Source organism: Curtobacterium sp. SORGH_AS_0776 (genome assembly GCF_031453355.1).
Classification (GTDB): domain Bacteria; phylum Actinomycetota; class Actinomycetes; order Actinomycetales; family Microbacteriaceae; genus Curtobacterium.
Genome location: NZ_JAVIYU010000001.1, coordinates 3,049,098 through 3,076,096, shown reverse-complemented (window position 1 = coordinate 3,076,096; position 26,999 = coordinate 3,049,098). Strand labels below are relative to the sequence as shown.

The 26,999-nt window shown below is 69.3% G+C and carries 25 protein-coding genes and 4 pseudogenes; 13 read left to right on the top strand and 16 right to left on the bottom strand.

The window, feature by feature from the left end:
• The 4 genes from QE359_RS15095 to QE359_RS15080 all read right to left on the bottom strand — a co-directional run bounded on the left by QE359_RS15095 (window position 1) and on the right by QE359_RS15080 (window position 4,281).
• On the bottom strand, window positions 1–1,038 hold the full coding sequence (locus QE359_RS15095) for a hemolysin family protein (RefSeq protein ID WP_070416367.1): 1,038 nt from the start codon (window positions 1,036–1,038) through the stop codon (window positions 1–3).
• The gene (locus QE359_RS15090) at window positions 1,035–2,414 is read right to left on the bottom strand and encodes a hemolysin family protein (RefSeq protein ID WP_070416366.1); all 1,380 of its coding nucleotides are present in this window, start codon (window positions 2,412–2,414) and stop codon (window positions 1,035–1,037) included. The genes QE359_RS15095 and QE359_RS15090 overlap by 4 nt, the downstream gene beginning before the upstream one ends.
• A gap of 146 nt (window positions 2,415–2,560) precedes the next feature.
• Window positions 2,561–3,643: an NADH:flavin oxidoreductase/NADH oxidase gene (locus QE359_RS15085; RefSeq protein ID WP_309779809.1), complete on the bottom strand. Its 1,083-nt coding sequence runs from the start codon at window positions 3,641–3,643 to the stop codon at window positions 2,561–2,563.
• Window positions 3,640–4,281, bottom strand: coding sequence for an HAD family phosphatase (locus QE359_RS15080; protein WP_309779808.1), 642 nt, complete (start codon window positions 4,279–4,281; stop codon window positions 3,640–3,642). The genes QE359_RS15085 and QE359_RS15080 overlap by 4 nt, the downstream gene beginning before the upstream one ends.
• Here QE359_RS15080 and QE359_RS15075 point away from each other — a divergent pair.
• Window positions 4,280–5,167, top strand: a complete 888-nt coding sequence (locus QE359_RS15075) for an ADP/ATP-dependent (S)-NAD(P)H-hydrate dehydratase (protein WP_309779807.1) — start codon at window positions 4,280–4,282, stop codon at window positions 5,165–5,167. The genes QE359_RS15080 and QE359_RS15075 overlap by 2 nt on opposite strands.
• Window positions 5,168–5,264: 97 nt before the next feature.
• Here the strand turns inward: QE359_RS15075 and QE359_RS15070 are convergent, their stop codons facing one another.
• The gene (locus tag QE359_RS15070) at window positions 5,265–5,975 is read right to left on the bottom strand and encodes a YceI family protein (protein WP_309779806.1); all 711 of its coding nucleotides are present in this window, start codon (window positions 5,973–5,975) and stop codon (window positions 5,265–5,267) included.
• A gap of 64 nt (window positions 5,976–6,039) precedes the next feature.
• On the opposite strand from QE359_RS15070, the gene QE359_RS15065 reads away from it, so the two are divergent.
• The 4 genes and pseudogenes from QE359_RS15065 to QE359_RS15050 all read left to right on the top strand — a co-directional run bounded on the left by QE359_RS15065 (window position 6,040) and on the right by QE359_RS15050 (window position 9,104).
• On the top strand, window positions 6,040–7,317 hold the full coding sequence (locus tag QE359_RS15065) for a glycosyltransferase 87 family protein (protein ID WP_309779805.1): 1,278 nt from the start codon (window positions 6,040–6,042) through the stop codon (window positions 7,315–7,317).
• Window positions 7,314–7,463, top strand: a pseudogene (locus QE359_RS15060) (MTH1187 family thiamine-binding protein); the annotation flags it as partial. The gene QE359_RS15065 and the pseudogene QE359_RS15060, both read left to right, overlap by 4 nt.
• 77 nt (window positions 7,464–7,540) lie before the next feature.
• Window positions 7,541–8,707: a hypothetical protein gene (locus QE359_RS15055; protein ID WP_309779804.1), complete on the top strand. Its 1,167-nt coding sequence runs from the start codon at window positions 7,541–7,543 to the stop codon at window positions 8,705–8,707.
• Window positions 8,708–8,795: 88 nt separating this feature from the next.
• Window positions 8,796–9,104: a thiamine-binding protein gene (locus tag QE359_RS15050; RefSeq protein WP_309780443.1), complete on the top strand. Its 309-nt coding sequence runs from the start codon at window positions 8,796–8,798 to the stop codon at window positions 9,102–9,104.
• A 382-nt stretch (window positions 9,105–9,486) separates the two neighbouring features.
• Here QE359_RS15050 and QE359_RS15045 read toward each other — a convergent pair whose 3' ends face one another.
• Entirely contained in the window at window positions 9,487–9,687 is a 201-nt protein-coding gene (locus QE359_RS15045; protein WP_309779803.1) for a hypothetical protein, read from the bottom strand.
• Between the two features lie 617 nt (window positions 9,688–10,304).
• On the opposite strand from QE359_RS15045, the gene QE359_RS15040 reads away from it, so the two are divergent.
• The 4 genes from QE359_RS15040 to QE359_RS15025 all read left to right on the top strand — a co-directional run bounded on the left by QE359_RS15040 (window position 10,305) and on the right by QE359_RS15025 (window position 12,908).
• Window positions 10,305–10,460: a hypothetical protein gene (locus QE359_RS15040; protein WP_309779802.1), complete on the top strand. Its 156-nt coding sequence runs from the start codon at window positions 10,305–10,307 to the stop codon at window positions 10,458–10,460.
• Window positions 10,461–10,519: 59 nt separating this feature from the next.
• Window positions 10,520–11,134 (top strand): hypothetical protein, encoded by a 615-nt coding sequence (locus QE359_RS15035; protein ID WP_309779801.1) that lies wholly within the window; start codon window positions 10,520–10,522, stop codon window positions 11,132–11,134.
• A 256-nt stretch (window positions 11,135–11,390) separates the two neighbouring features.
• Window positions 11,391–11,945, top strand: a complete 555-nt coding sequence (locus QE359_RS15030; protein ID WP_309779800.1) for a hypothetical protein — start codon at window positions 11,391–11,393, stop codon at window positions 11,943–11,945.
• Between the two features lie 66 nt (window positions 11,946–12,011).
• Window positions 12,012–12,908: a hypothetical protein gene (locus QE359_RS15025; RefSeq protein WP_309779799.1), complete on the top strand. Its 897-nt coding sequence runs from the start codon at window positions 12,012–12,014 to the stop codon at window positions 12,906–12,908.
• Between the two features lie 1,471 nt (window positions 12,909–14,379).
• Here the strand turns inward: QE359_RS15025 and QE359_RS15020 are convergent.
• The 5 genes and pseudogenes from QE359_RS15020 to QE359_RS15005 form a co-directional block, all read right to left on the bottom strand.
• Complete coding sequence (locus QE359_RS15020; protein WP_309779797.1) at window positions 14,380–14,616, bottom strand: hypothetical protein; 237 nt, start codon at window positions 14,614–14,616, stop codon at window positions 14,380–14,382.
• The gene (locus QE359_RS15015; RefSeq protein WP_309779796.1) at window positions 14,613–15,545 is read right to left on the bottom strand and encodes a hypothetical protein; all 933 of its coding nucleotides are present in this window, start codon (window positions 15,543–15,545) and stop codon (window positions 14,613–14,615) included. The genes QE359_RS15020 and QE359_RS15015 overlap by 4 nt, the downstream gene beginning before the upstream one ends.
• 651 nt (window positions 15,546–16,196) lie before the next feature.
• Window positions 16,197–16,865 (bottom strand): zinc ribbon domain-containing protein, encoded by a 669-nt coding sequence (locus tag QE359_RS15010; RefSeq protein WP_309779795.1) that lies wholly within the window; start codon window positions 16,863–16,865, stop codon window positions 16,197–16,199.
• A 6-nt stretch (window positions 16,866–16,871) separates the two neighbouring features.
• Window positions 16,872–17,027: pseudogene (locus QE359_RS19150) on the bottom strand (recombinase family protein); the annotation flags it as partial.
• Window positions 17,006–17,602, bottom strand: coding sequence for a recombinase family protein (locus QE359_RS15005; protein WP_309779794.1), 597 nt, complete (start codon window positions 17,600–17,602; stop codon window positions 17,006–17,008). The pseudogene QE359_RS19150 and the gene QE359_RS15005, both read right to left, overlap by 22 nt.
• A 55-nt stretch (window positions 17,603–17,657) precedes the next feature.
• Here QE359_RS15005 and QE359_RS15000 point away from each other — a divergent pair.
• The 4 genes and pseudogenes from QE359_RS15000 to QE359_RS14985 form a co-directional block, all read left to right on the top strand.
• Window positions 17,658–17,837 (top strand): annotated as a pseudogene (locus tag QE359_RS15000) (MTH1187 family thiamine-binding protein); the annotation flags it as partial.
• A gap of 88 nt (window positions 17,838–17,925) precedes the next feature.
• Complete coding sequence (locus tag QE359_RS14995) at window positions 17,926–18,585, top strand: hypothetical protein (protein WP_309779793.1); 660 nt, start codon at window positions 17,926–17,928, stop codon at window positions 18,583–18,585.
• A gap of 108 nt (window positions 18,586–18,693) precedes the next feature.
• Window positions 18,694–18,912 (top strand): hypothetical protein, encoded by a 219-nt coding sequence (locus QE359_RS14990; protein WP_309779792.1) that lies wholly within the window; start codon window positions 18,694–18,696, stop codon window positions 18,910–18,912.
• Window positions 18,913–19,173: 261 nt separating this feature from the next.
• Window positions 19,174–20,439: an MFS transporter gene (locus QE359_RS14985; protein ID WP_309779791.1), complete on the top strand. Its 1,266-nt coding sequence runs from the start codon at window positions 19,174–19,176 to the stop codon at window positions 20,437–20,439.
• 147 nt (window positions 20,440–20,586) lie between these two features.
• Here QE359_RS14985 and QE359_RS14980 read toward each other — a convergent pair whose 3' ends face one another.
• The 5 genes and pseudogenes from QE359_RS14980 to QE359_RS14960 all read right to left on the bottom strand — a co-directional run bounded on the left by QE359_RS14980 (window position 20,587) and on the right by QE359_RS14960 (window position 26,820).
• Window positions 20,587–21,258 carry a response regulator transcription factor gene (locus QE359_RS14980; RefSeq protein WP_070416359.1) on the bottom strand — a complete coding sequence of 224 codons (672 nt, stop codon included), beginning with the start codon at window positions 21,256–21,258 and terminating at the stop codon, window positions 20,587–20,589.
• Between the two features lie 114 nt (window positions 21,259–21,372).
• On the bottom strand, window positions 21,373–22,116 hold the full coding sequence (locus QE359_RS14975; RefSeq protein ID WP_309779790.1) for a hypothetical protein: 744 nt from the start codon (window positions 22,114–22,116) through the stop codon (window positions 21,373–21,375).
• Window positions 22,117–22,692: 576 nt separating this feature from the next.
• Window positions 22,693–23,850: an ATP-binding protein gene (locus tag QE359_RS14970; RefSeq protein WP_309779788.1), complete on the bottom strand. Its 1,158-nt coding sequence runs from the start codon at window positions 23,848–23,850 to the stop codon at window positions 22,693–22,695.
• 148 nt (window positions 23,851–23,998) lie between these two features.
• Window positions 23,999–25,201 (bottom strand): homoserine O-acetyltransferase, encoded by a 1,203-nt coding sequence (locus QE359_RS14965; protein ID WP_309779787.1) that lies wholly within the window; start codon window positions 25,199–25,201, stop codon window positions 23,999–24,001.
• 286 nt (window positions 25,202–25,487) lie between these two features.
• Window positions 25,488–26,820, bottom strand: a pseudogene (locus tag QE359_RS14960) (bifunctional o-acetylhomoserine/o-acetylserine sulfhydrylase).
• Window positions 26,821–26,999: the final 179 nt, after the last annotated feature.

Sequence of the window (26,999 nt, the reverse complement as noted above, 5' to 3'; positions counted from 1 at the left end):
CTACCGCCGTCGGGTCGCGTCCTCGACGGTGCCGACGAGCTCCTCGAGGATGTCCTCGAGGAAGAGCACACCGAGCGTCCGGCCCTCGGCGTCGAACGCCCGCGCCACGTGACGACCGGCGGCGCGCATGGTCGCGAGGGCGTCCTCGAGGTCCATCTCCGTGTACAGCGAGATGAGCTGCCGGATCCGCTTCGGCGGCACCGGGTCGTCGTACTCGTCCGGTCGGAGGTCGATGACGTCCTTCACGTGCACGTAGCCCGTGGGGGAGCCGTCCTCGGCCACGAGCACGTACCGCGAGAACCCGCGCTGGGCCACGGCCCGCTCGACATCACCCGGGGTGGCGTCCTCGGGGAGGGTGACGAGCTCGGCCATCGGCACCGCGACGTCCTTGACCTTCTTCTCGGTGAACTCGAACGCCAGGGCGAGCTTGCCGTCGTCGGTGAGGGTGCCCTCGCGGCGGGACTGCTCGACGATGGTCTGGACCTCCTCGACGGTGAACGCGCTCACGGCCTCGTCCTTCGGCTCGACCCGGAAGAGCCGGAGCACGGCGTTCGCGACCTCGTTCAGGCCGACGACGACCCAGTGCAGGCCGTGGCCGATGTACCAGAGCGTCGGCACGAGGAGGAGCGCCGCACGGTCTGGCATCGAGAACGAGATGTTCTTCGGGACCATCTCGCCGAACACCACGTGCAGGAACGACACGAGCAGCAGCGTGAACACGAACGCCACGACGCCGATGACCTCGACGCTCCAGCCGGTGAGGTGCAGCGGGACCTCGAGCAGGTGGTGGATCGCCGGCTCGGAGACGTTGAGGATGAGCAGCGAGCACACCGTGATGCCGAGCTGGGTGGTGGCGAGCATGCGGGTGGCGTGCTCCATCGCCCAGAGCGTCATCTGTGCGGCGCGCGAGCCCTCTTCTGCGCGCGGCTCGATCTGGGAGCGGCGTGCGGAGATGACGGCGAACTCGGCCGCGACGAAGTAGGCGTTGCCCATCAGGAGGACGACGAGCCAGAAGATGCCCCACCAGTCGGAGCTCATCGGGTGCCGCCCTTCGCAGAGGCCTTCGAGGCCGTGGCCTTCGTGGCCGGGATGATGATGCCGGTCGCCGGGGTCTCCGGCGGTGTGGGCGTCCAGCGGATCCGGTCGATGCGGCGCCCGTCGAGGCGTTCGACGCGGAACACGCCGTCCTCGAGCGGTACCTCGTCACCGACGGCCGGGAGCCGCCCGAGGGTCGACATGATGAACCCGCCGACGGTCTCGTACGGGCCGTCCTCGGGGACCTTCACACCGGCGCGGTCCTCGAGCTCGTCCGGGCGGAGGAGCCCCGGGAACGTCAGCCAGTTGCGCGACCGGACGACGTCGATCCGTGCACGGTCGTGCTCGTCGGACACCTCGCCGACGATCTCCTCGATGAGGTCCTCGAGCGTCACGACCCCCGCGGTGCCGCCGTACTCGTCCACGACGATCACCATCTGGTAGCCGCGACCGCGGACCTCGGCGAGCAGCGTGTCGCCGGGCATGGTCTCGGGGACGCGCTCGGCGTCGGTCATGAGGGCGCCGACGGGGACCTCGGGGCGCTTCTCGCGGGGCACGGCGACGGCCTGCTTCACGTGCACGATGCCGACGACGTCGTCCGCGTCCTCCTCGATGACGGGGAAGCGGCTGAACCCGGTCTTCCGGGCGAGCGCGATGACGTCGTCGGCGGACTCGGACACGCGGATCGTGGAGAGCCGGGGGCGCGGGGTCATCACGTCGCTGGCGCTCAGTTCGGAGAACGAGATCGTCCGTTCGAGCAGCGTCGCGGTGTCCTGCTCGAGGGAACCCTCGGACGCGGACCGACGCAGCAGCGAGGTGAGCTCCTCGGCGCTGCGCGCACCGGACAGTTCCTCTTGCGGCTCGATGCCCATCGCCCGGAGCACGGCGTTGGCGGTGCCGTTCAGCACCGCGACGGCCGGCTTGAACACCGTGGTGAACGCGATCTGCAGCGGCACGACGAGCTTCGCGGTCTGCAGGGGGAGCGCGAGCGCGAAGTTCTTCGGCACGAGCTCACCGAGGATCATCGACAGCAGGGTCGCGATGACGAGCGCCACGATCGAGCCGACGGTCTCGACGATCGCCTCGGGCAGCCGCATCGCGAGGAACGGCGCTTCGAGCAGCTTGGCGATCGACGGCTCGAGCAGGTAGCCGGTCAGCAGGGTCGTCAGCGTGATGCCGAGCTGCGCGCTGGAGAGGTGCGTCGAGGTGACCTTCAACGCACCGATGACGGGTGCGAGGCCGGTCTCACCGCGGTCTCGTCGGGCCTCGACGTCGGCGCGGTCGAGGTTGACCAGCGCGAACTCGGACGCGACGAAGACACCGGTGCCGAGTGTCAGCAGGATGCCGCCGATCAGCATGACGATGTCGATCGGACTCATGATTCACCTCCCGCAGGGCGCGAGGCAGTGCAGCTCACCGAGTGAGCGGCGGATGAGTGAGGCGAAGAACTGTTCGGGGGATCGTCCACAGTGAGGCAATCGTACTGCCTGGCACGCTGCCAAGCCGAGAGAACGTACAGAACGGCCTACGCCGTGACGCGCGCGCGGTGGTACTGCTGCGGCTCGTAGTCCACGGAGGCGCCGAGCTCGACGGCGGCACGGAGCGGGAAGCCCGGGTCGCGCAGGAACTCGCGGCCCACCATGACGACGTCCGCCTGGCCGGTCGCCACGATCTGCTCGGCCTGGAACGCCTCCGAGATCATGCCGACCGCGATCGTGCCGATGCCGGCGTCGCGCTTGATCGCTTCGGCGAAGGGCACCTGGTAACCCGGGCCGACCGGGATCGGCGCGCTCGCGACGTTGCCACCGGTCGAGACGTCGGCGAGGTCGGCACCGTGCTCGGCGGCCCAGCGCGCGACCTGCGTGGTCTCCTCGAGCGTCAGGCCGCCCGGGGTCCAGTCGGTCGCCGAGAAGCGGACGACGACCGGGAAGCCCGCGCCGACCTCGGCACGGACGGCGTCCAGCACCTCGAGCAGGGCGCGGGCGCGGTTCTCGAGCGAGCCGCCGTACGAGTCGGTCCGGTGGTTGCTCAACGGCGACAGGAACTGGTGCAGCAGGTAGCCGTGCGCGGCGTGGATCTCGACGAGGTCGAAGCCGGCCTCGACCGAGCGTCGAGCGGCAGCGGCGAACGCCAGGGCCACCACGCGGATGTCCTCGGTGGCGAGCTCGCGCGGCTCGGCGTACCCGTCGAATGCGACCGCGGACGGTGCCACGGTGTTCCAGCCGCCCTGGTCCGCCGGGACGGAGCCGTGCGTCGACTCCCACGGGCGGAACGTCGACGCCTTGCGGCCGGCGTGCGCGAGCTGGACGCCCGCGGCGGCGCCCTGCGAGTGGATGAAGTCGACGATCGGGCGGAACGCGTCGCGCTGCTCGTCGTTCCAGAGCCCGAGGTCCTGCGGGCTGATCCGCCCCTCCGGCACGACGCCCGTGGCCTCGACCACGACCGCGCCGGCACCGCCCTTGGCGAAGCCGCCGAGGTGCACGAGGTGCCACGGCGTCGGCACGCCGTCCTGCGCCTCGACCGAGTACTGGCACATCGGGGAGACCCAGATGCGGTTGCGGACGGTCAGTTCGCGGATGGTGATCGGTTCGAACAGGGCGTGCGTCACGCGGGCTCCTTCTCGGCGGTCGCCCTGGTCGCGAGTTCCTGCAGGAACGCGCGGAGTCCGGCGGGCGACGTGTAGTGGTGGCCGACCGCCCCGATCGCTTCCGCGCCGGCGGCGTTCTCGGCCCTGTTGTCGACGAACACCATCTGCGCGGCGTCGATTCCCAGGCGCGCGCACGTGTCCAGGTAGATCGAGGCGTCCGGCTTCAGGACGTGCTCCTCGGCGCTCACCACGACGGTCTCGAACAGGGACCCCATCGGGGACCGGCGGTACGGGTCACCGAAGTCGAACCCGGCGTTCGACAGCAGGGCGACCCGGGTGCCGGCGTCGTGCAGCTCCTCGACGATCGCGAGGGTCTCCGGCTCGACCTCGAACCAGCCGGTGAAGTCGATCGCCCAGAACCGGTGGATGTCGGTGATGCGCCAGGTCCGGCCGGTGCGCTCGGCGATCGCCCGCCAGTAGTCCACGACGGAGAGGTCGCCGCGGTCCAGGTCGTGCCGGAGCTCCTGGTAGACGGGGAAGAGCTCGTCCGCCGGCACACCGGTCGCCGCGACGAGGGCGTCCCGCGAGCCGTGCGGCGTCCGGCTGATCACCTCGCCGTAGTCGAAGACCACCACGCGACCGGGCAGGAACAGGCTCATGCGCTCCACCGTAACGTGGCGTTCCGTGAACGACTTCGTCCCCTTCGCCCCGACCGACGCCGCCGCCTGGACCACCGCCCCGCACGGCGACTCCACCAAGTACCGGCGGGGTGTCCTCGGCGTCGCGACCGGCTCCGACCAGTACCCGGGTGCCGCCGTGCTGGGCGTCGACGCCGCCGTGCACACCGGCGTCGGGATGGTCCGGTACGTCGGACCGTCCCGCGCGTCGGACCACGTGCTCGCGCGGCGTCCCGAGGTCGTCGCGGGGGTCGGACGGGTGCAGGCGTGGCTCGTCGGCTCCGGGATCTCGGCGGGCTCGCTCGACGACCTGGACGACGTGACGGCGGAGGGGTTCCGGCACGCCTCGGACGACGGGGTCCCCGTGGTCGTCGACGCCGGGGCGATCCCGCTCGTCGAGCTCGGGCCCCTCGCGGTGCTGACGCCGCACGCGGGGGAGCTCGCCGGCGTCCTGCACGAGTCGCGGGAGGCCGTCGAGCAGGACCCGGCCGCGGCCGCGCTCCGTGCCGCCGCGCAGACCGGGAGCGTCGTGCTCCTGAAGGGGTCCGCCACGCACGTCGCGACACCCGACGGGTCGGTGCGGCTCGTGGCCTCGTCGGCGACGCCGTGGCTCGCGGCCGCCGGAGCCGGCGACGTCCTCGGCGGGGTGCTCGGGGCGCTCCTGGCGGCTCGGCAGGGAGCGGCGGAGGCGGCCGGGTCGTCGCTGTCGCCGTCCGACCTGGCACACCTGGCCGCTTCGGCTGCGGTGGTGCACGGGATCGCGGCGCGACGGGCGTCCCGGGGTGGGCCGTTCACGATGGCGGCGCTGGTCGAGCAGCTGCCGGGCGTGGTGCGCGACCTCGTCGTCGAGGGCGACGCGCGGGGGTAGCCGCGAGCGGCGACGGACGGGAGGCGCGGTGCGGGCCGGCACCGCGCCTCCTGGCCGTCAGGTGGTCACGTCCGGGGCGTGACGCGCGTCGTGCGCGTCAGGTCGCGGGGGTGGCGTGCACGAGGAACTCGACCGCACCCGCGTCGTCGACCTGCACGAAGCCGAGGCTCGGGGCCTGCACGCCGAAGTCCGAGAAGGTGATCGGGATCGAGCCGGAGACGTCGACGCCGTCGCCGTTCAGCCCGACCTCGAGCGTCGCGGTGACCGACTTCGTGACGCCGTGCAGGGTGAGGTCCCCGGTGGCCTCGACCTTCGTCGTGCCGGAGCCGGACGGGACCGCGTCCGCGATCGGCTCGGTGAGCGTGAAGGTCGCAGTGGGGAACGCCGACGTGTCGAGCGCCGAGTCGCGGAAGTACGAGTCGCGCTGGGCCGAGTCCGTGGCGATGTCGGCGACCTGCACGGTGATGGTCGCCTTCGTGATGGCGGTGCCGTCGACGGTGGCGCTGCCGGTGACGCTGTCGGTGCGCCCGGTGACGGTGACGTCCGAGCCGTTCAGGACCTCGTGGACGCGGTACCCGGCCTCGGAGTCCCCGCCGACCGTCCATGCGCCGGACAGGTCCGCGGCGTCGAGCGTGGACGGGGCGCGGCTCGCGGCGACGCTCGGGGCGGCGGAGGCCTTGGCGTTCTCGCTGCTCGTGTAGAGGTTCGTGCCGACGATCGCGGCGACGACGCCGATGACGACGACGGCGGCGACGACCGCGATCCAGATGACGGCCGTGCGGCGCGTGCGCGGGGTGTCGGAGGTCACGCGGAGAACGGTGACACGTCATGCTCGGGGGAACCTGTGACGGGCGTGCCGCTACGCTCGTCCGGTGCAGAGGACGGTGCAGCGGCCGGTGTGGGCTTCGCGGTGGTTCGAGGTCGCGGTCTTCGTCGTGGCGTTCGTCGCCGTGCACGCGGTCCTCTGGTGGCTGACGACCGTGTCGGGCAACCTGCCGCTCGGTGACGTGACGATCACCTACCGGCGGTGGATCGAGACCGGCCACCTGTCCGGGTTCTGGGTCGGGATCGACGAGGACTGGGTGTACCCGATCCTCGCGATCGTCCCGATGGCCGCTGCCGCCGTCGGGGGCGTGACGTCGATCGGCACCGGGTGGCTCGTGCTCATGGTCGTGCTCGACGCCGTCGCGTGCGCGTTCCTGTGGCGCTTCCGTGGGCTCGGCGTGCGCGTCGTGTGGTGGTGGCTCGCCTTCCTGCTCGCTCTCGGACCGATCGGCCTCGGGCGCATCGACACCGTCGCGACCGTCCTCGCCCTGGTCGGGGTGGCCTTCGTCGCGTCGCGGCCGGCCGTCGCGTCGGTGCTGTTCACCGCCGGCGCATGGACGAAGGTGTGGCCCGCGGCGCTCGTGGGCGTGCTCCTGCTGCTCCGCCGTGGCCACCGCCGCGGGGTGCTCGTCGGCGCACTCGTGCTGACTACGCTCATCGTCCTCGTCGACGTCCTGTACGGGGGTGCGGCCCACCTGCTCTCGTTCGTGGGGCAGCAGAGCGGCCGTGCGCTGCAGATCGAGGCGCCGCTCGCGACCCCCTTCATGTGGGCGGCGGCGCTCGGCGTCCCCGGTGCCGCGGTCTACTACGACCAGCAGATCCTGACGTTCGAGGTGTCCGGCGCGGGGACGCACGCGGCAGCCGCGGTGTCGACGCCGCTCATGGCCGTGGTCGTCGTCGGTGGGGTGCTGCTCGCGCTCTGGGCCGTGCACCGCGGCGCGCACCGGGCCGAGGCCGCGCCGCTGCTGGCACTGCTCCTGGTGGCCGCGCTGGTCGCCGCGAACAAGGTCGGGTCGCCGCAGTACATCGGGTGGTTCGCCGTGCCGATCGTGTGGGGGCTCGTCGCCGGTCGTCCGAGCGCCCGGCGCTTCCTCCCCGTCGCCGTCGCCGCGATCCCGATGGCGCTGCTGACGCAGGTGATCTACCCCGGGTTCTACGACCAGGTGCTCACCGTGCAGCCCTGGGTGCTCGTGGTCCTCACGGTCCGGAACGCGCTCGAGGTCGGGGTGCTGGTCTGGAGCGTCGTCGCGATCGTCCGACTGGGCGTCGGGGCCGGCGGTGCGCCCGTACCGGTCGTCCCGGAGCGGGGCAGAATGGACGCATGATCGTCGCGTTCTCCGTCGCCCCGTCCGGTGGTCCCTCCGCGAGTTCGGACGGGTCCGTGCACGACGCCGTCGCCGCAGCTGTGCGCATCGTCCGCGAGAGTGGGTTGCCAAACCGCACCTCGTCGATGTTCACCGAGGTCGAGGGCGCGATAGGGCGTAAGTGTATATGACAAGATGAGCTGATCTCGCCGTATTGCGGGATCTGAAGAGCTAGGGGATACGTGTGACCGACAGTGACGGCGCTGCTGGGACGGACGGCGATGTTGCCGTGGACGAAGCCGCTGAGGCGGGAGACGTCGACACGGCCGAGGGTGATTCGGTGCCCGGTGCGGGACGAGCGAAGCGGTCGCCGGTCGCGCGGCCTTACCCGCGCCGAACGCTCGAACAAGCACTTCGAGTCCCTCGCGCAATCAAGGAGAAGAACGGCGGCCAGCCGTGGAGCCCGGCTGATGTGGCCGGGGCCCTTGGCATGGGTGGCGGAAAGTCTTCGAACTTCTTCTACCTGGCTGCCGCGTCTCGCGATTTCGGCCTCACCGACGGCACGAACTCATCCTCGGAGATATCGATTACCGACGCGGGGCGGAAGATCATCTCCCCGAGTTATCCCGGCGAAAGCGAGGAGGCGCTGCGTGCGGCGTTTCTTAGCGTCGACCTTTTCCGTAAAGTCGTTGCATATTACGGCGGCAGCAATCTGCCCGAAGAGCCGTATCGAACTAACACTCTGACCCAGACCTTCGAACTCGATCCCTCTATCGTTCCTGAATTCATCGAACTCTTCGAGAAGAACGCTCGGTTCGTTGGCATTGGCAATGACTTCAAGCCCGGGGACTCTCCGGCGGGAGTGCGCGGAGTGAGCGGCTCGGTATTTGTCGCGGCCCCTAGCGCGAGCCTGAAGGACGCGTCTGCACCAAGTGTCGACGGAGAGCTCGTTTGTTTCATTGCTATGCCCTTCACTGAGCACACGGACGAGCAGCCAATCGGGTTTTTCGAGGAGGTCTTGACGTCGTTGCTGACTCCCGCGATCACCGCGGCAGGCTTTACGGTGCGCACTGCCAAGCGGCAAGGGTCGGATATTATCCAGTCGACGATCGTCAATGAACTACTTGAAGCCGATCTCGTCCTCGCTGACTTGACCGAGCATAACCCAAACGTGCTTTTTGAACTAGGAATGCGGATGAATGCGGACCGGCCGGTCGCTCTCATTCGCGCGAAGGGTACTGGCGCTATCTTCGACGTCGATCACATGCTTCGTGTTGAAGAATACAATCCGAATCTTTGGCCCAGCACGGTGGCGAAGGATGTCCCGGCTCTCACTCGTCATATCCAGGCGGCTTGGGATGATAAGGATAGCGGTGCGACCTTCATGAAGATCCTCCGGGGAGCCGTGTGAATTTCGCAAACCTCGAAGCCTGTCGGTCCATGCCAAAAGAATTCGGCGGCGCGATAGTGCAGAAGAGTACATGGAAGGGCTATGCGTGATGCTGGTCGCATTCAGTGTTTCGCCGAGCGGCAACGGGCGCGAAGACGGCTCGGTGCACGACGCCGTCGCCGCGGCCGTCCGGGTCGTACGCGAGAGCGGACTCCCGAACCGCACGACGTCAATGTTCACGGAGGTCGAGGGCCCGGACTGGGATGCGGTGATGGACGTCGTGAAGCGGGCAACCGAAGCGGTTGCGCCTTTCGGGAGCCGTGTATCCCTTGTCCTGAAGGCCGACATTCGCCCGGGTCACACCGGCGAAATTGACGGGAAGGTCGAACGGCTGGAGCGCGCGATCGACGAGCTCTGAGCGCGAACGGGACAGGACAAGCCACCTCCCGAAACGAATTCGGAGGGGGGCCGCTCGTCCCATCATGAAAGCTGAAAGCAACGAGATAATCACATTCGCGGTGTCCCTGGCGGCGGTCGCTGTGTCGGTCGTCACGTTCGTGGCGGCCGTCCGCGGAGCTCGGAGCTCGCGGTGACCGCCCCTTTGCACTACACGAGGACTGGCGGATTCGCGTCGGCGCGGAGGTCAAGTCCTACTCCGCCACCTGCGGAGACCGGGTCCGCCTCGACGCCGAGGTCGGCTACTGGAAGACCACTCTCTGACATTGGCGGCGCCCGCCGGATACGCCAAAGGCCCTCACTAGCTCGTGCGGGTGGGGGGCTTCTCTGTGGTTCACGGCGGATCACCATACGCACGCCTGGAGCGGGTAGCCGTCGCCGTGACCGAAGCGCACGAGGACCGCGTCGGGAGTCTGCATGACAGCCTGACCGTCGACGCGGACGAGCCCCTCCCGTGCCTGCACGTAGGCACGGACCGGGAGGAGCCCCGCGCCGGTGACCGGCCCGCCGATTGTCTCCTCGGGGAGGCTGAAGGGCGCCGTCACCGGCGGCGTGTAGCGATTCGAGCGGCGAGGTCCCACGGGGGACAGTCTCTCGGGGAGGACCAACTCCCGGAGCCGCGTACGGTCCGGGCATGGAGTCACGGTCGGACCTCGGCAAGGCGCTCACCGCGGCGAACTCGTCGGGTTGGAGGACGCCGCGGCGGCTGACGGTGGCGCGAAGCTCACTAGGTGGATTGCTGAGGCTGTGTTGGAGAAGGCTCGACGTCGAAGGCACTGAACGACGAAAGGCCCCGTCAGCGGGAAGCTGACGGGGCCAGTGGTCACAATCCGAAGGCGGCCTTTCGGTCGAGGGTCTCCCAGAGAGCGCGCTCGAAATCGAGCGACTCGCAGGGGCCGCATCGTGCATGACGGTCGAGCCGGATCGTCCCGCCGCGAGCTCGCGCCCGAGACCGCCGCGGACGCGAGGCGCCTCTGGAGTCTGCGACGCGAGCGCGATGACTGCGCAGGCGTGATCGGCGACGCCGCACCGCTGCTATCCCAGGCATCCGAGCGGGAGGCGCGGAGCTCGGCGGGGCCGTCGAGCTGGTCGCCCGTGAGCGACGTCCGCACGGCGTTTACACCGCACGACGATCGCGCCCTTGCCGAGGTGGACGTCCGGCATGACGTACGCCGTGGACCCAAGCGGGATCGCCGATGCGCCGGAGCTGCTGGAGGGCCTGCGGCTCGTGCTCGTGCTCGTGCGCGCAAAGGCGGGTCGGCTTGCCGGGCTCGCGGAGCGCGCCCGGAAAGTTGGGAAGGAGGTCAGGCGCGGTTGACGTTGAAAGGGACTGGTGAGCGGGTCTGTTCCGCAGCCTTTCCAAGCTAGTGTCAACCCATGACGGATGCTCAAAGGGCAGAACGGCCGCTCTCCAGAATCGAGTGGTGCTTGCTGATCGGCAGTGGCCTGGTGATTGTTGCGTTCGCCGTGATGGCAGCGCGCTTCGCCGACGGCTTCGTTGATCGAACCGGCGTGGTCGGAGTTGGAGTTACTGTCGCCGGCTTGCTTGTGGCGGTGGCAATCTTTCTGAAGCAGGGCCGCTCCTCGGCAGCTTCCGAGGGGCGTCTGACCGAGAAGATTGCGCAAAACGCCGTCGCGGCGGTCCAAAACGATCAGGCGGATGCCCAAGCCGAAGATGACCCCGACAACTTCCCGGTCGAGTACGCCGAGCTCGGTGCCCCCGTCCCTGGCGCTAGCGAGGTGCTGCGGCTCGAGCCCGATGAAGTTCCCCTTCAGCTCATTCGGGACCTCGTAAGCGGCTGGGAACGAGCAAATGAGGACGGTTCTTGGACCGTCGGAGACCTGCGCCTCGCGCTTCGGCGGAAGGGGAAGGGCAATCACGCCTGGTGGTTCGTCTTCCGACGACCAAACGGCGAGCACCTCCTGAAGATGAGCCGTGGTGGCCGCGGGAACGGACCGCAAGACATAACGGTGAAAGAAGTCACCAGCTAACGACGAGAGCCCCAATCGCCCCGAAGGTGTCAGGTCAGGCGGCCTCATTGCCGCTCGCAACGCGACGCCGGACGGGGATGAAAAGCCATCACCGCGGAAGTGCGGCGAGGGTTGTGGTGTCGGCGCTTCGTGAGAAGCTCGGAACGTGAACGAGCGACCCGGAGGCTTGAGCGCCGAGGTGAGGCGTGCGCGACTAGCAAAGTTCCTTGCACGAGCGGACCGCGCGCTGCAAGGGCGCTTGTTCGAGGCGCGAGCGATGGACGCCAAGGGATGGGAATTGCGATTCATCGGCAAGCCCATCCCCGGGACTAACCGGGTGCAGATCACCGACCTCGATTTCGGCGTGCCAAACCTCAGCGAGGACGAGCTCGAAGCGAACGCTGTGCGTTGCCGAGTTTTCTTCGCCCAGGACGAGGACAACTACCTGCCGAAGGTCGTCAACGTGCTTCGCCAGTCGGTCGGCTCGGAGCGGAACGCCGAACTCGCGAGACTGAAGTCACTCGTGAACGGGCGGGTCAAGGATGGGAAGTTGATCGGCGCGCACATGTACTCCGGTCGGCTCGAAGCGGACAACGGACTGGGACCCGGGCAACTTCTCGGCAACGATCAGATCGCCATGGACTACCTCTACGGTCGGCTCCTGCACGAGGACGACGACGCGCTCGCCCGACTCGCGAATGTCACGACCGATCGGACCGTCCGGCACGCAATCGTGTCCAAGCTGCACGACCTCATGCAGGCGGTGTACTGGACGCGGTGGGAGATCAGGCGCGCGGCGGCGGACGGCGAGCTCGATTTCGACCTCAATTGAAAGCTGGCCCGAGGACCGATGCGCGCGAGCTCTGGGTATGCCCCCGGCTCGTGAGACGATGAAGAAATGGCTCAGCTTTCGGATTCGCTCTCAGACAGCCGTCGATTCATGGCGTGGGCGGGAAGTGCATCAGACCTCCTTCCGATTCTGGAGGCGATGGAGCGTCAACTTGCCGATCAGCGTGCAAGTTACCTCGATGCGCGAACCTCCTTTTACCGAGCTGAGGTCGAACGACACCAAAAAGACCTCGCCGAAGCACAGGCATCGTTCGCCCGACGGCACCCTGACGCGGCAAGCGGCGAGGACGCCCGCGATTCGTTGGTTAAGATGTACAGCCAGCTTCATGAAAGCGCTCTCTCGCGCTTGCAAGAAGTAGAGGAGGCGGCTGAGAAGTTCGACGAGGTGGCTGTTACCCTCCGCTCCAAGCGGGGCCAAGGCGCCCGACGAACTCGCGGGCGGCCTTCAGAAATTGTCGGCTACTTGACCCATCTCGACGTCCGGGAACTGGAGTTCGAAACCCCCGCGGGCAGCGGCACCGGCCACCGCGTCTCGGTCCGCTTCGACGAAGAGGGTGTCCGTATCACCGCCTCCTCTACTGATTCGCGCTGGACCAGTGCCGCCATGTCTCAGGTTACCGAGGCTGTGCGGCGTCGGGTCCCCTGGTGGCGATGGATGCGCTCTCTTTGGTTCCTGATTCCCATGATGGCAATCGCATCAGTCTTCCTGGTAGCTAGCGTCGTCAGTGCAGTGCCGAAGGGAACGGTCGATAACGGCGTACTTACGCCCGTGTTTTTGGGCGGCGCCTGGGTGCTGACCCCTCTCGCCGTATGGGGGGCAACCAAAGCGTTGCCGCCCTTCGAGTTGACTTCCTCGGAGCGGCCGACTGGAGCACGAGTGTTCTACGTTCTCGGCAGCACGCTCGCTAGCTTTGGGATCGGTGTCGTCGTCAATCTAGTGAGCTAGCCCTTCCCGCAAGTGCCGCCGCCCTGGCAATCCGTCAGCGGATTTCCCAGGGCCTCTCAGGGGATGGATCGGGGTTGATGAGGCGCGTGCGCGGTGAGGTTGCCTCGGATTGATGACGACCTCTATGCCCGTACGCACAGCGAGCCGCTATGCCGAACCGGGAAGGCGTCAGGGGGGTGGGGGGAGGGGACCCCCCACCTTCGCCGGGCTCGCCCGGTCAGCTCGCCATGCCGGGATGCGGCTCCGGGGGCACGGGTGCGGCTCGCCCGCGGGCGGCGTGCGGCCACTCCTTCGGCGCTGCTCTTGCGCGCGTGGTGCCAGCGGCACAGCGCCTGGAGGTTCGCGAGCTCGTGGTCGTCGCCGTGCACGATGTGGTCGACCTGATTCGCGGGCTTGCCGCACAGGACGCCGGTCGAGTCGCGGGCCTGACAGCGGTAGCCGTCTCGCCGAAGGACACGGACCCGGCGCGTACTCCAGTCGCTCGGGAGTCGAGCGCCGCGGTCGCTGGTGGAGTCTGAGGTCCAGGCCACGGAGCACCTCCTCGGGAGGGTAGGGCGCCGAGCAAAGGGGGAGGGCCTGCCACGGGAGGGGTAGGGGCTCGGCGGAGGGGGTAGGCCCTGGTGCGGCGGAGGGGAGTGGGGGGAACACAAACGCCCGGGCCTCTCCGGTGAGGGAGAGGCCCGGGGCCGTCGGGGAGTGGCATCGCACGGCCGCTGGGCGCGGTTCGGCGACCCGTGCAGGTGCTAACAGGGAAAGAGCGGCTTGGTTGTCACTCCTTCCGCTCTCGTCGACGCTCCGCACGCTTGGAGCGTCGAGCCGCCCCCGCTGGCTGGTCACAACTACTGGTACACGCGACGACGGGGCGCGGCCCAGCGGCGGGCAGCCAGTGGCCGCACCCGGTCGCGCATCGGACGACGTAGCGGCCAGAGCCGCTCACCCGCCGCGGTATCTCAACCGTGCGAATTCGAGCTCGCGCCGCCTGCCGGTCTCTCTCGGCGCGCTCACGGTCGTGAGTGACAGCGGCTGCCGCACGGTCGAGGTGCAGCGCAATGCGGCGGTTCGCCTGCGCCGCGCCGTGAACAGCGACAAGTTGAATTGCCCACGCCGCGACCGCCTCGCGACGAGCGTCCGAGGACAGCGCCGAGAAACGGTCCGGTAGAGCGTCGAGCAGGTCTCGCCGGAGGTGCTGCCGGGCGCCCGCGGAAGCAAGGAGTGGGAGGCGGGCACCGTGCTCGCTGTCGAGGAGCTCGCGGGCATGACGAAGGAGAGGGAGCATAGGACGCATGAGGGTTGCGGTATCCAACCGCGCGCGGGCATATCGCACCCGCGCTCTAATGAAGTAACTGGTGGTGTGCCTAGTCGGCGCGAGGAAGGTCGCTGATGTCGAGGAACGCGATTGGGTCGCCGTCCTCCGGTCCTGCTGCAGCGATGTAGACCGTGCCGTCGACGACAACGGCTTTTCGCTTGGCGCTCATCGCTCGGCCCGGACTGCGGCGACCACGGCGTCGGTATGGGCGTCTCGCGCCGATCGCGCTCGGTTGTTGGTGAGGGCTTCCCGGTAGTACGTCTCAGGCGGGACGCCTTCCCGGAGGGCCAGGATCGCTAGGTGACGACGGCTTTGCTCGTCGAGGTCGTTGACCCGGTTCGGTAGCGGAGCAGCTGCCTGGACAGCGGTGGCGATGCGCGCGGCGCGCTCTGCGGCGATCACCGGCTGCCCTCGTCGAGACCGTCGGTGAGCGCGCCGGAGCGGAACTGCTCGATCTCGGCGATTTCGAACGCGCGGAGGTCGTAGCTAGTCCGGCCGACGGTGACGACCCCGCCACCAACGAAGTGCTGCCAGGTAGAGGGCGAAGCGTCGCGGTCACGCAACGCCGCCCGAGCCTCAGCGATCGCGGCGACGACGCGGGCATGCGAGCGGCGCACCGCCTCGGCGGACATGGCGCGGAGGTCGACCTCTTCGGCGGTCTTGGCCGCCAGTCGACGAAGCTCCGCTTCGGCGCGTGCGATTGCCGGATCAGGGCGGGCCTCGGCGTCCAGTTCACGGCCACGGCGCAAGAGCGCGTCGACCTCGGCGTGGGTAACGTGCGCCTTGGGCACGCGTTCGCCGGGGTTCCCCTGCGTGCCCGTGAGGATCGTCTTTGCGACGATCTCATGGCCCAAGGCGACGCGCTCGGAACGGAGCGGAGCGACGCGCGCCTTATCGGCGGCGACGAGCTCGCGCCAGGTGTCGCGCTTCGCGACCGCTTCGGGGCTCGCGGCGTAGAGCCAACCAGGGAGCTCTTCAGGGGTCCGCTTATCAGTCATGGTGGGTCGGTCCTTTTCGGTGGGGCGCGGGCTATCGCCGCGCGGGGACATGGGGATCGGTAGGGAGCGTCGAGCTTCGACGAGGGCGTCGTCGATCAGCGCGGAGAAGTGCTTCAGCGGCGCTGAGTGGATTGCTGCGGGCGTCTCGGCGGCGTGCTGAGCGAGGACCTGCCGGACGGCTTGCTGCGCTTTGTCAAAGGCACTCGTCGCGGCACGGTGATTTCGTCGTGCGCGGGAAGCATCGACGCGGTGGGAGGTGGAGCAGTATTTGGCGTCTGTGCGGCTGGCGGCGAAGCTCGCGCCGCACCACAGGCAGCCACTTGGGGAGACCACTCGGCTCCTTCCTCACTTGTAGGCAACGTTTCGTGACAGGCAAAAGCCCCGCGCTCCGGGCATAGTTCGAAACGCGGGGCTTTGGTGTGTCCCACCGAGGCGGCCGACGTCCCTCGGCCTACCTGAGGAGGGGACCACGGCCCTGGCAAGCAAAGGGCCGTTTGTACCGATTGCCGGACGGGACGCCGACGGCAGGAGCGGCACCGGAGCTCCTTCCCGTCGTGCCTCGTCGCGTCAGCGCCGAACGCCGCGAACGGCTTTAGCTCCTCGCATCGGAGGCACACCTTCCCGGCCGAGGACTGCCGCCGGGCCAGCGCACGGGGCGCGGGCGCGGCGACCTCCTCGTCCCAACCGAGAGCCTTCGTCGCGTCGAGGAAGCGGGCTTCAGGGGTGGGCGCGTGCGCCGGGTCGGCAGCGGAGGTAGCGGTCATATCAGAGGAGGGGACCGAGGCGCCTAACCTGCTCAGTGCGACTCGCCGACGGCCCGTGGTGGTGAAGTGGCGGAAGTGATGGGTCCCCTGTATCTGCTGCTGAGAGAACCGAACCTCGAGGAGGAGATAGAGAAGAGAGTCACTTCTGTCACTTCGCCACTCGATCAGTAGACGAAGTCGGGCTCCGGCGGCCCGCGAGGCGTTCCGAACGACCACGGCGTCAGGCATTCAGTGTCACGGCGACGCGTGACGGATCCCACTTCCCGCGTTGCCGCGCTCGCGCCACCTCAATCTGAGCGCCCGCGTTGAGGAGCATTCGGCGTCGTTCCAACATTCCGAGGCGAGGCCACGCGTCAGCGAACGTCTCGCCGGTCTCCACTAGCTCCACCACAGGTTCGGCAGGCAGTGCTTCCATGCGCTCACGCTCCGCGCGGAGCTTGTGCAAGCGCTCGACGAGCGCAGTGACGTCCGCAGACGGGTAGCGAAGCGAATCGGTCGTGTCACGGATTGACTCGTCCACGGCGGCCATGTGGGCAACGTCGCGGACGCTTGTCCTCGCCTCGACGACCTCGAAGCGCCCGACCGCTTGGAGGAATTGCCGTTCTACCTCGGCCTCGACACGAACACATTCGACCGCGATGCCGCGCGGGCAGTTGCGTCCCTGCGCGGCAGCCTGGCATGCGTATATGTCGTTGCTTGTCGCACGAGTCTTCGCGATCAGGTTCCCGCCACATCCAGGGCACTGGAGCATCCCGGACAGTAGCCGGGATGCGCGCGTGCGGCGCCGACCGGCCTGAGTCGCCGCTGCGCGTCCCGGCGTCGGCACCCATTCCGTGATTCGGCGAAGGGCCTCGACGTCCTCGACCGACAGCAGCGGCTCCCAGAACACGACGGGGAGCCCGGTCTCGGAGTCGCGAACGAGCTCGCCTTGTGCCTTTACTCGACCAAGGACGTGATTCGACCGGAGGAGCCGCTGAAGCGCGGTCGGTCCCCACTGCTCGGCGCGACGCGGCTTGATTCCCTCTCGGTTCAGTCGAGCGCACGTCGCGTAGACCGACGCACCGCCGAGAACTTCGTCGGCAGCGCGGCGGACAACTGCGGCCTCGACCGGGGCTCCAAAGCTCGGCCGACGCCGCCCGGGTGGGGGACCGCGCGATAGCCGTACGGGACAACTCCGCCTGGGAACCGCCCTGTCTTCCGAAGGTGCTCCTGAGACGCCGAGACGCGGAGGCCGATCGTCTTCGCCTCCATGCTCGCGAAGACCTGGAGGATCTCGACCATTGCGCGGCCCATCGGCGAGATCGTGTCGAGGCTCTCCGTCGCGCTGATGATCTGAAGTCCTTCGTCAAGAAGCACGCCAACGTCGACGACCGAGCGCACGAGCCGGTCGAGTCTCCAGACCATGACGGCGTCGGCTTCTCCGTCTGCGATCATCCGTCGCACGCGGGACAGTCCAGGTCGGTCGAGGCGTGAGCGGGTGGCGGAGACGTTGTCGTCGACGATCGTCTGGACGAGTTCCATCCCGCGGAGCTCGCATGTCTTCTCGATCAGCTCGCGCTGGCGGACGATGGACGTTGACTCCTCTCGGGATGCTCGGGACAGACGGGCGTAACCGATGACTCGCATGAGGTCTCCTTCTCGTGGTCGCGCCGTGGGGCGCAAGGGAGAAGGGGACCAACTGCTCTTCCCTGCTCACGAGGGGGAGTGGGACGAGGTCATGGACGTCGTCAAGCGCGCCACCGAGGCCGTCGGGGCGTACGGCACGCGGGTGTCCCTCGTGCTCAAGGCCGACATCCGCCCGGGGCACACTGGCGAGATCGACGGCAAGCTCGAGCGGCTCGAGGCTGCGCTCGACGACTGACACCATCGGGTCCTTCGACAGTCGGTGTCCCCGAACTGGGGCCGCTCTCGGCGCTGGTTCCCGATAAGTCCTCGATAGCGTGGTTCCGATGAATGCGGAACTTATCGGTGGCATCGTGGCCAGTCTCGTGGGCTCGGCGGGTCTCGGTGGGCTCCTCGGCGGCGCAGCTTCCGTCAGCCGCCGCGGGAGGCTCGAACGCCGGGTGTCCAGAGCGCTTCAGATGCGTCCGCGCCTGCGGGAGCAGGATCGAAACACTCGCGCTATCGACCGCCAGATTGATGAAGACGCCGTGCACTTGGCCGCATGCAGCCTCCTGAAGCCTGGGATACTCGCAGACCCGTTTCGCTACCTGGTTCTGGGCCTTTTCACTGTCCTGGTATCGGCATTGCTGGCTGTGACCCTCTATTCAGCGCTCGGCCTCCAGTCCGAGAAGCAGTCGACGTTCATCTCAGTCGCCTGGAACGATCATCGCATCGGCACGGTCTCGTACGTGCTTGCAATAGTGGTGTGGGCGTTATGGGGCGCGTGGCTCCTCATCCGCGAGGGCGATCAATTCCGCAGATACTTCGTGGCGCTCGTTCTCGCGGGGCAGGCTCCAGAGTCAGCTGCAGCCTTCGTTTCGAGCAGCCGCCGGCGCAGACGGTCGTCCAGAGCGAGGACAATGGCGATCAACGATGAGGTGCGGGCCGTAGTCGAGCGGTTCGAACCCGAACGGCGGAGAGCGTCGCGGGCGAGCGAGCCGCGCTGAATCCGCAATGAGGTCATCTGGAGCAAGCCTCGGACCGAGCAACACGCCGTGGGCCTCCCGCGCATGTCAGTGGTCGGGTGTCTCATGGTTCTCATCGAGCCAAGACTGGTGGCTGCGAATCGGACGCACGACGACGAGGAGTACGTGATGATGCACGACGGCTGGTGCCCCGACTGCGACCTGCGGACGGTCGTCATCGACTCGGACGAGCACGGCGACACCGCCTGGGCGAGCTGCACCGAGTGCGGCGCCGGGTGGGTCCACCGTGACGAGCTCCCGGGGCTCGTCGTCACGGCCCACGCGGAGCCGGAGCGTCGCGCCGCCTGACGCGGGTCGAATCGATTCGGCCGAGCGACTTCCGTTCGGCCTTTGGAGCGGTCTACACTGCTGGGACCGGTCGCTCTCGGCGGCCGGTCGTCCACGTTCGCCGCTGAACCAGGACCACCCTCCGCCCGACACCGGTCGCACCGTCCGCGATCCCCGGGCCGGGGGCACGGTGCGGTGACCACGCGCACCGACGGTCCCAGCCGACTCACGCGAGTCGACGTCCGGAACCCGTCCCGCTCCTCCCGTCCCGAAACAGGCACCATGTCCCAGCTCACGCCTGCGCGTCGCGCACTCGCGCTCATCGCACTCGCCCTCGGCGGCTTCGCCATCGGTTCGACCGAGTTCGTCGCGATGGGGCTCCTGCCGAACATCGCCGAGGCACTCCTGCCGCGCCAGTACGGCCTCGACCCGGACGCCGGGATCGCGCACGCCGGCTGGCTCGTGAGCGCGTACGCCCTCGGTGTCGTCGTCGGTGCCCCCACGATCGCGGCGATGTCGGCGAAGTTCCCGCGCAAGGGCCTGATCCTCGTGCTGCTCGTCGGGTTCGTCCTGGCGACGGTCGCGAGTGCGATCCTGCCGTCCTTCGGCCTCGTGCTCGTGGCGCGGTTCGTCGCGGGACTCCCGCACGGTGCGTACTTCGGCATCGCGTCCATCGTGGCGGGCGACATCATGGGGCCGGGCAAGCGCGGCAAGGGCATCGCGATGGTGCTGCTCGGCCTGTCGGTCGCGAACGTCGTGGGCGTGCCGGCGATCACCTGGGTCGGGCAGGTCGCCAGCTGGCGCATCGCGTACGGCGTCGTCGCCGTCCTGTTCGCCCTGACGTTCCTCGCGGTGTGGGCCTTCGTGCCGCGCAGCGCCCGTGACGAGCACGCGACGATCGGCCGAGAGCTCCGGGCGTTCCGCGTGCCGCAGGTCTGGATGGTCATGGGCCTCGGAGCAGTCGGCTTCGGCGGCTTCTTCGCGGTCTACTCGTACATCTCGCCGCTCGTGCAGAACGTCACCGGGCTGTCGGAGTCGTTCGTGCCGCTCGTCCTCGTGGTCGTCGGTATCGGCATGGTCATCGGCGGCGTGCTCGGCGGGCACCTGGCCGACCACAGCGTCAAGCGCACGATCTACGTCGGCATGTTCGCGCTGATCGGTGCCCTGCTCGTCACCGTCCTCACCGCGCAGTGGGTGTGGGGGGTCTTCCTCGGTGCATTCCTGCTCGGTGCGACCTCGTCCGCGATCCCGCCGGCCGTGCAGTCCCGCCTGATGGACGTCGCCGGAGATGCACGGACCATCGCGGCGGCGCTCAACCACTCGGCGTTCAACATCGGCAACTCGATCGGTGCGGCCCTGGGCGGCGCCGTCATCGCTGCCGGGTTCGGCTTCACGGCCCCGGGCTGGCTCGGTATCGTGCTGGCGCTGCTCGGTGTCCTCATGACGATGGTGAGCTACGGCGCCGAGCGCCGCAGTACCCGCCGTGCGTCGCTCCGGTCGTCGTCGCCGACCACCGGCCCGATCACCGCGCCCGTCCCGCTCGGCTGACGCGAGTCCCACCGGCCTGGAGGCGCGGGGCGGCCCCGCACTGCGCCTCCTGTCCGTCGACGGTGCGGCAGACCGCCGATCGTGAGCAGAAGAGGTCGGGTCCTGTGACGGGACCCGACCTCTTCTGCTCACGAAGCGTGCGGCGCACTACAGGCCCAGCGGGCTGCCGTCCTGGACGATGATGCCGTCGGTGATCGCGCGCTTCCGCAGCGCCACCTTCGTGCCGACGTCGAAGCCCGCGACGCGGTACTTCTCGCGGATGCGCTTGAGGTAGCTCTTCGCGGTCTCCTCGGAGATGCCGAGCTGGTACGCGACGCTCTTCACCGGCTCGCCGCCGCCGTACAGCGCCATGACGCGACGCTCCTGGGCGCTGAGCTTCGGAACGCCACCGACGTCACCGCTGTTGATCGCCAGGTCGAGCTCGGCGGAGACGTACTGCTCGCCGCGCTGGGCGGAGCGGATGGCCTCGACGATCATCTCGGCGTCCTCGCTCTTCACGAGGTAGCCGAGGGCGCCGGAGGCGAGGGCCTCGCGGACGACGTTCGGCTCCGAGTAGGTGCTCATCACGACGGTCTTCACACCGGCGGTCTTGAGCGTCGAGATCTTCAGCGAGACCGGGATCGAGTCCTTGAGGTCGAGGTCGAGCAGCACGACGTCGACCGGGAACGCCGGGCTCGTGAGGAGCTCGGGCCAGGTGGTGACGGCGGCGACGAGCGTGATGTCGTCGGCTGCGTTCCGGATCCACTCGGTGAGCGCGCCGAGGAGCATCCTGTGGTCGTCGACGAGTGCGAGTCGGATCGGTTCCTCTGGAGTCGCCATGGTGGCGTCCTTTCTCGGGGGCGGTCGTGGGCCGATCCTAGGGGGACGGACCACGGGGCACGGGCAGGCTGGTCAGGGTGTCCGGCAGTCGGGCCAGCCGGTTCCGTGCGACGACTACATCGACGGATGTCGGTCGACGACGCAGTGCGCGACGACGTGCAGGACGCCGTCGCGGACGGAGTCCTGGTACGGGCCGATCCGCTGCAGGGCGCTCCACGCGGTCGGGCCGAGTCGACGCCGGGGGACACCGCGCGACTCGAAGACGACCGGGACGTCCATCGTCTCGTCGGTGACGGGGTGCCCGTCCGAGCCGACGGGGCCGAGCGTCACGGAGACGACCGGTGATCCGGCCTGGGTCTGCTTGCCGTCGCCGACCATCTGCCAGAGCGTCTGCAGCAGGCCGTCGCGCTGCGCGGGGGAGAGGTGGCCCGCGAGCGACTGCGGATCCGCGACGCTGACCGAGCGGCCGAGGTTGTCGGACTCCGTGATCGCGTGGTAGAGCCAGGTCTCGCGGCGGCCCTCGATGAGGTGCAGGCGCAGCTCGGTGGCGAGCGAGGCGGCGACCGAGGCGGACGCGTCCGAGAGCGGCAGGGGGTCGCTGCCGTTGGCGACGGCGTCGAGGAGCTTCTCGGCGGCGAGGTCGAGCCGGGCGAGTTCGTCGGAGGCGAGCATGCCCACGGCGAACTGCGGTGCCTGCACGTTGCTCTGCACGAGGACCCGGTCGAGTTCACGCTGCACGAGCTGGCGGAACCGGTGCACCACGAAGAGCGCGATCGACGGCGGGACGGTCACGAGCGCCACGGTGGACACGATCGCGGGCAGGGTGTCGCTCGTGATCGGCGTCGAGGCGACCGCCATCCCGACGAACGCGAGGCCGAGGACGGCGATGGCGGCCGGCGACCTCGCGGGCCGGGCGCAGGGTCGCGACGGGCAGGAGCGCGAAGCCGGCGGCGACGGACGCGGACGCCGAGTGGGCGATGTCGTGCTCGGGCCAGATGCCGATGAAGTCGAGCGTCACGACGCAGCCGAGGACGACGCAGATCAGCGCGAAGGCGAGCCCGGTCAGTCGTTCGCCGTACGTGAGCAGGCTGAGTCCGACCCCGACGGCGGCGACGAGGTAGAGCGCCCAGGCGGCCGCGGGCAGCCACGGGTCGGTGAACTCCGTCCAGCGGATGAGGAAGAAGACGATCCCCGCGACGGCTTCGATACCGGTGAGGACCGCGGCGCCGAGTCCGAGGTAGCCGGCGCCGAGCGAGGCGCCGGGCTTGGCGGCCTGCCGCAGCGAGCGCGCGCCGGTGGAGGTGGAGGGGAGGCCGCGCGCCTGTCGACGTTCGCTGCCCCGGTACCGCTCCCGCGCCTCCCGTCGGGTCCGCGGAGCGGGCTGCACGGTCTCGCCGGGGAGCCCGCGGCTGATGGTGTCCTCGGGGACGCGGCTCATCTGGGGGCCTCCAGGACGACGGTCGTGCCGGATCCCGGCGCGGAGAAGAGCTTCGCGTCGCCGCCGACCTCGCGGAGGCGGTTCACCACGCTCTCCTTGAAGCCGAGCCGTTCGGCACTGACGTGGGTGAGGTCGAAGCCGACGCCGGAGTCGGTGACCATCGCGCGGACCATCTCGTTGTCGTGCACGATCGTGACGTGCGCCTCGCCGACCCCGGCGTGCCGACGGACGTTCTCGAGGCACTCGCCGAGCGCGAGCAGGAAGGCGTCGAGCACGTTCGACGGCAGGAGGACCTGCCCGGTGCCGTGCCAGCTCACCTCGAGGCCCATGCGGCCGAAGCGCTGCTTGACCGACTCGAGGGTCTGGCCGAGCGGGGACTCTTCCTCGCGGGTGAGCGAGTAGTCACCGGACTGCTGCGGCTGCGGCGTCGCACCGAGGCGGAGGTGGCGGAGGAGTCGGGCGTCCTCGGCGGCCTGCTCACGCATCGCCTGCTCGGAGACGCCCACGCCGGAGTGCGCGAGGAGGGTCAGCGTGGCGAGCACGGTGTCGTGCAGGAGCCGGGCACCCTGTCGTCGCTGCGCCTCGGTCTCGCTCGCCTGGCGTTCGGCGCGGTGCGCGGTGCCGATGCTGTAGATCCGGCGGGCGACGCGGGGGATGCTCCGGGAGATCCAGATCGTCACGACGGCGATGAGCACCCACCCGAGCAGCGCGCCGGTGACCGGGGCGGCGAGGACGCTGCCGCTCGCCCACACGATCGCGACGACGACGATCGCCCCGGCGAGGATGGTCAGCCCGAGGCCCACAGGGCTCCCGCGCTGGGACATGAGCGGTGCCGAGATGCTGCCGGCGGCGAGGGGCACCACCGCGGAGGCGATGATCGGACGCGCTGCCTCGTCGACGCCGAGCAGCAGGAGTGCGAGCGCGCCGAGGCCGGAGGCGAGGATGAGCGCCGTCCACCACACGGACGCGTTCCACCCGAAGACCAGGAAGCCGGCGATCATGATCGCGATGCAGGCGAGCCCGCCGAGCAGCGGGACGACCGGGACCGCGAGGGCGCAGATCACCGCGACGACCGACACCAGGGCACAGACGATGCCGACGACACGGGTCGTCGACCGGAGCAAGCGGTCGCGTTCCTGTGCGATGAAGTCCATCGGTGTCCTGGTCGTGGCGGTGTGGCTGAGGGAAAACCGAGCCTGGTTCAGGCTGGGCACCACGCCATCATTCCACGCGCGACACCCGTTGGGGGGTGTTCGGCGCGCCATCCCGTGTCGGATGGTGCCGCGATCGTCATTGCAAGCGTTATGCGTCCAAGAGCCGCCGGAGGTGCGCCCCCACGGCCTCGTGCTCGATCAGGAACCCGTCGTGCCCGAACTCGCTCTCGATCACGGCCGCGCGGTCACCGTCGAGGGTGTCCGGCACGCCGGCCGCGATGCGGTGCTGGTCCTCGATCGGGAACAGCCGATCGCTCGACACCCCGACCACGAGCGTGCGGGCCGTCAGCTGCGCCAGCGCCGCCGCGATCCCGCCCCGACCGGCTCCGACGTCGTGCGAGTCCATCGCGTGGGTGAGCGTGATGTAGGAGCTCGCGTCGAACCGACGGGTGAACTTGTTGCCGTGGAAGTCGAGGTAGCTCTCGACCGAGAAGCGGCCGTCGTCGCCGAGCGGTGAGACGTCGCTCTGCCACGAGCGGGCGAACCGGCCGTTCAGCTCGTCGGACGCCCGGTAGGTCATCAACGCCATCCGCCGAGCCAGCGCCAGCCCGCGGTGGGGGCCCTCGCCGGCGTCGGCCTCGTAGTAGTCGCCGCCCGCGAACGCCGGGTCCATCTGGATCGCAGCGCGCTGCAGCGAGTTCGCGGCGATCTGGTCGGCGGTGGTCTGCGCCGTGCTCGCCAGCACCGCGAGCCGGGACACCCGTGCAGGGTGGGTGACGGCGAACTCGAGCGCGTGCATGCCGCCCATCGACCCGCCGACGACGGCCGCGAAGACGTCGATGCCGAGCCGGTCGGCCAGCTGTGCCTGCACCGCCACCTGGTCGCGCACGGTGACGAACGGGAAGCGGGATCCCCACTCGAGGCCGTCCGGCGACACCGACGACGGCCCGGTCGTGCCCTGGCAGCCGCCGAGCATGTTCGGTGCGACGACGAACCACCGGTCGGTGTCGATCGCCCGGCCGGGGCCGACGACGTCGCCCCACCAGCCGGCGGTGCGGTGTCCGGGCCCGGGTGCTCCGGCGACGTGCGAGTCGCCGGTCAGCGCGTGGAACACCAGGACCGCGTTGTCGCGGTCGGCGTTGAGCGTGCCCCAGGTCTCGTACGCCACGCGCACGGCGGGGATGCGTCCACCCCGCACCCACTGCTCACCGAGGGACGCGAAGTGCCGGGAGCCGGGGTGGTCGCCCGGGCGCCAGGCGCCGGTCACCGGGGGCTTGCCGAGCGTGCCGAGTTCGGTTCCGGGCACGAGGGTGGACGGCACGGAGTCCTCGGGGGTCGTCTGCCAGTCCATCGGGTCCAGTCTGCCGGGAGGCGCGGCGCGGGCCGCCAGTGTTACGTCACGTCCGGCGCGTCGCGGGTCCACTGCGGCGGGTCGCGGGGGCTCGCCGGCTGCTTGGTCGGCGTCGTGCTGGTCGGGTGCCGAGTCGGAACGACTTCGTCGACGTCGTACGACATCGACGTTGTCGCTCCCGGGCGCACGCAAGTGTTGCGCCTGCAACGAACGACGTGGCCGTTGTCGTACGACAACGACCACGTCGTTCCGAGTCGCCCCCGCGACAGCCCCCCGCCCGGGGCCGCTACGCGCGCTGGCCCTCCTGCGCGACCGCACGGGCAGCGGCGAGCCCGGCCTCGAGGTCGGCCTTGAGGTCCTCGACGTTCTCGATCCCCACCGACAGCCGCACCAGCCCCGGCGTGACACCGGTGGTGAGCTGCTGCTCGGGCGTCAGCTGCGAGTGCGTGGTCGACGCCGGGTGGATGACGAGGGAGCGCACGTCGCCGATGTTCGCGAGGTGCGAGAACAGCTGCAGGTTGTCGACGAACGCCTTGCCGGCGGGCACGCCGCCCTTGAGCTCGAACGACAGCACGGCCCCGACGCCCTTCGGCGCGTAGCGGTTCGCCGCGGCGTACCACGGCGAGGTCGGCAGCCCGGCGTAGGCGACGGTCGCGACGTCCGGGTGCCGGTCGAGCCACTCGGCGATCTCCTGCGCGTTCGACACGTGCCGCTCGATGCGGAGCGACAGCGTCTCGATGCCCTGCAGCAGCGCGAACGCGGTGTCCGCCGAGTTCGACGCACCGAGGTCGCGGAGCAGCTGCACCCGGGCCTTGACGATGTAGGCGAGCTCGTTGCCGACGGCCTCGGCGAAGACCGCGCCGTGGTACGAGGGGTCCGGCGTGTTGAACTCGGGGAACTTGTCCGGGTGCTGCGACCACGCGAACTTCCCGGAGTCGACGATGATCCCGCCGATGACGGTGCCGTGCCCGCCGAGGAACTTCGTCGCCGAGTGCACGACGATGTCGGCACCGTGCTCGAACGGACGGATGAGGTACGGCGTCGCGATCGTGTTGTCGACGATGAGCGGCACGCCGGACTCGTGGGCGACCTCGCTGACACCGGTGATGTCGAGCACGTTGATCTTCGGGTTGCCGATCGTCTCGGCGAAGAACAGCTTCGTGTTCGGTCGGATCGCGCGGCGCCACTCGTCGAGGTCGTCCTGGTCCTCGACGAACGTGGTCTCGATGCCGAGCTTCGCGAGCGTGTACTTGAACAGGTTGTACGTGCCGCCGTAGATCGACGACGAGGACACGATGTGGTCCCCGGCGCCCGCGATGTTGAGCACCGCGTAGGTCTCCGCCGCCTGGCCGCTCGACACCAGGAGCGCCCCGGAGCCGCCCTCGAGCGCCGCGATCCGCTGCTCCACGACGTCGTTCGTCGGGTTCATGATGCGCGAGTAGATGTTGCCCGCGCTTGGCCAGGGCGAAGAGGTCACGGGCCTCGTCGGAGTTCGCGAAGACGTACGAGGTCGTCTTGTAGATCGGCGTCGCGCGGGCCCCCGTGGTCGGGTCGGGCTGTGCGCCGGCGTGGATCTGCGTGGTCTCGAACCGCCACTGGGCGGCGTCGTTCTGGGTCATCTCGTGCTCCTGTCCGGTGGCGGTCGTCGGGTCGTCGGGTCGCCCAGCGCTCGGCCCAGGAGGCGCGGCGCGGCTGTGCGTCGCCCGTCACGGTACGCAGGTGGTCGCGTCGGCACCAGCGCGCCCGCCTCGGGACGTAACGACCGAGGCGGAGGCGAGCCGCGCCTCCTGGCCCGTGC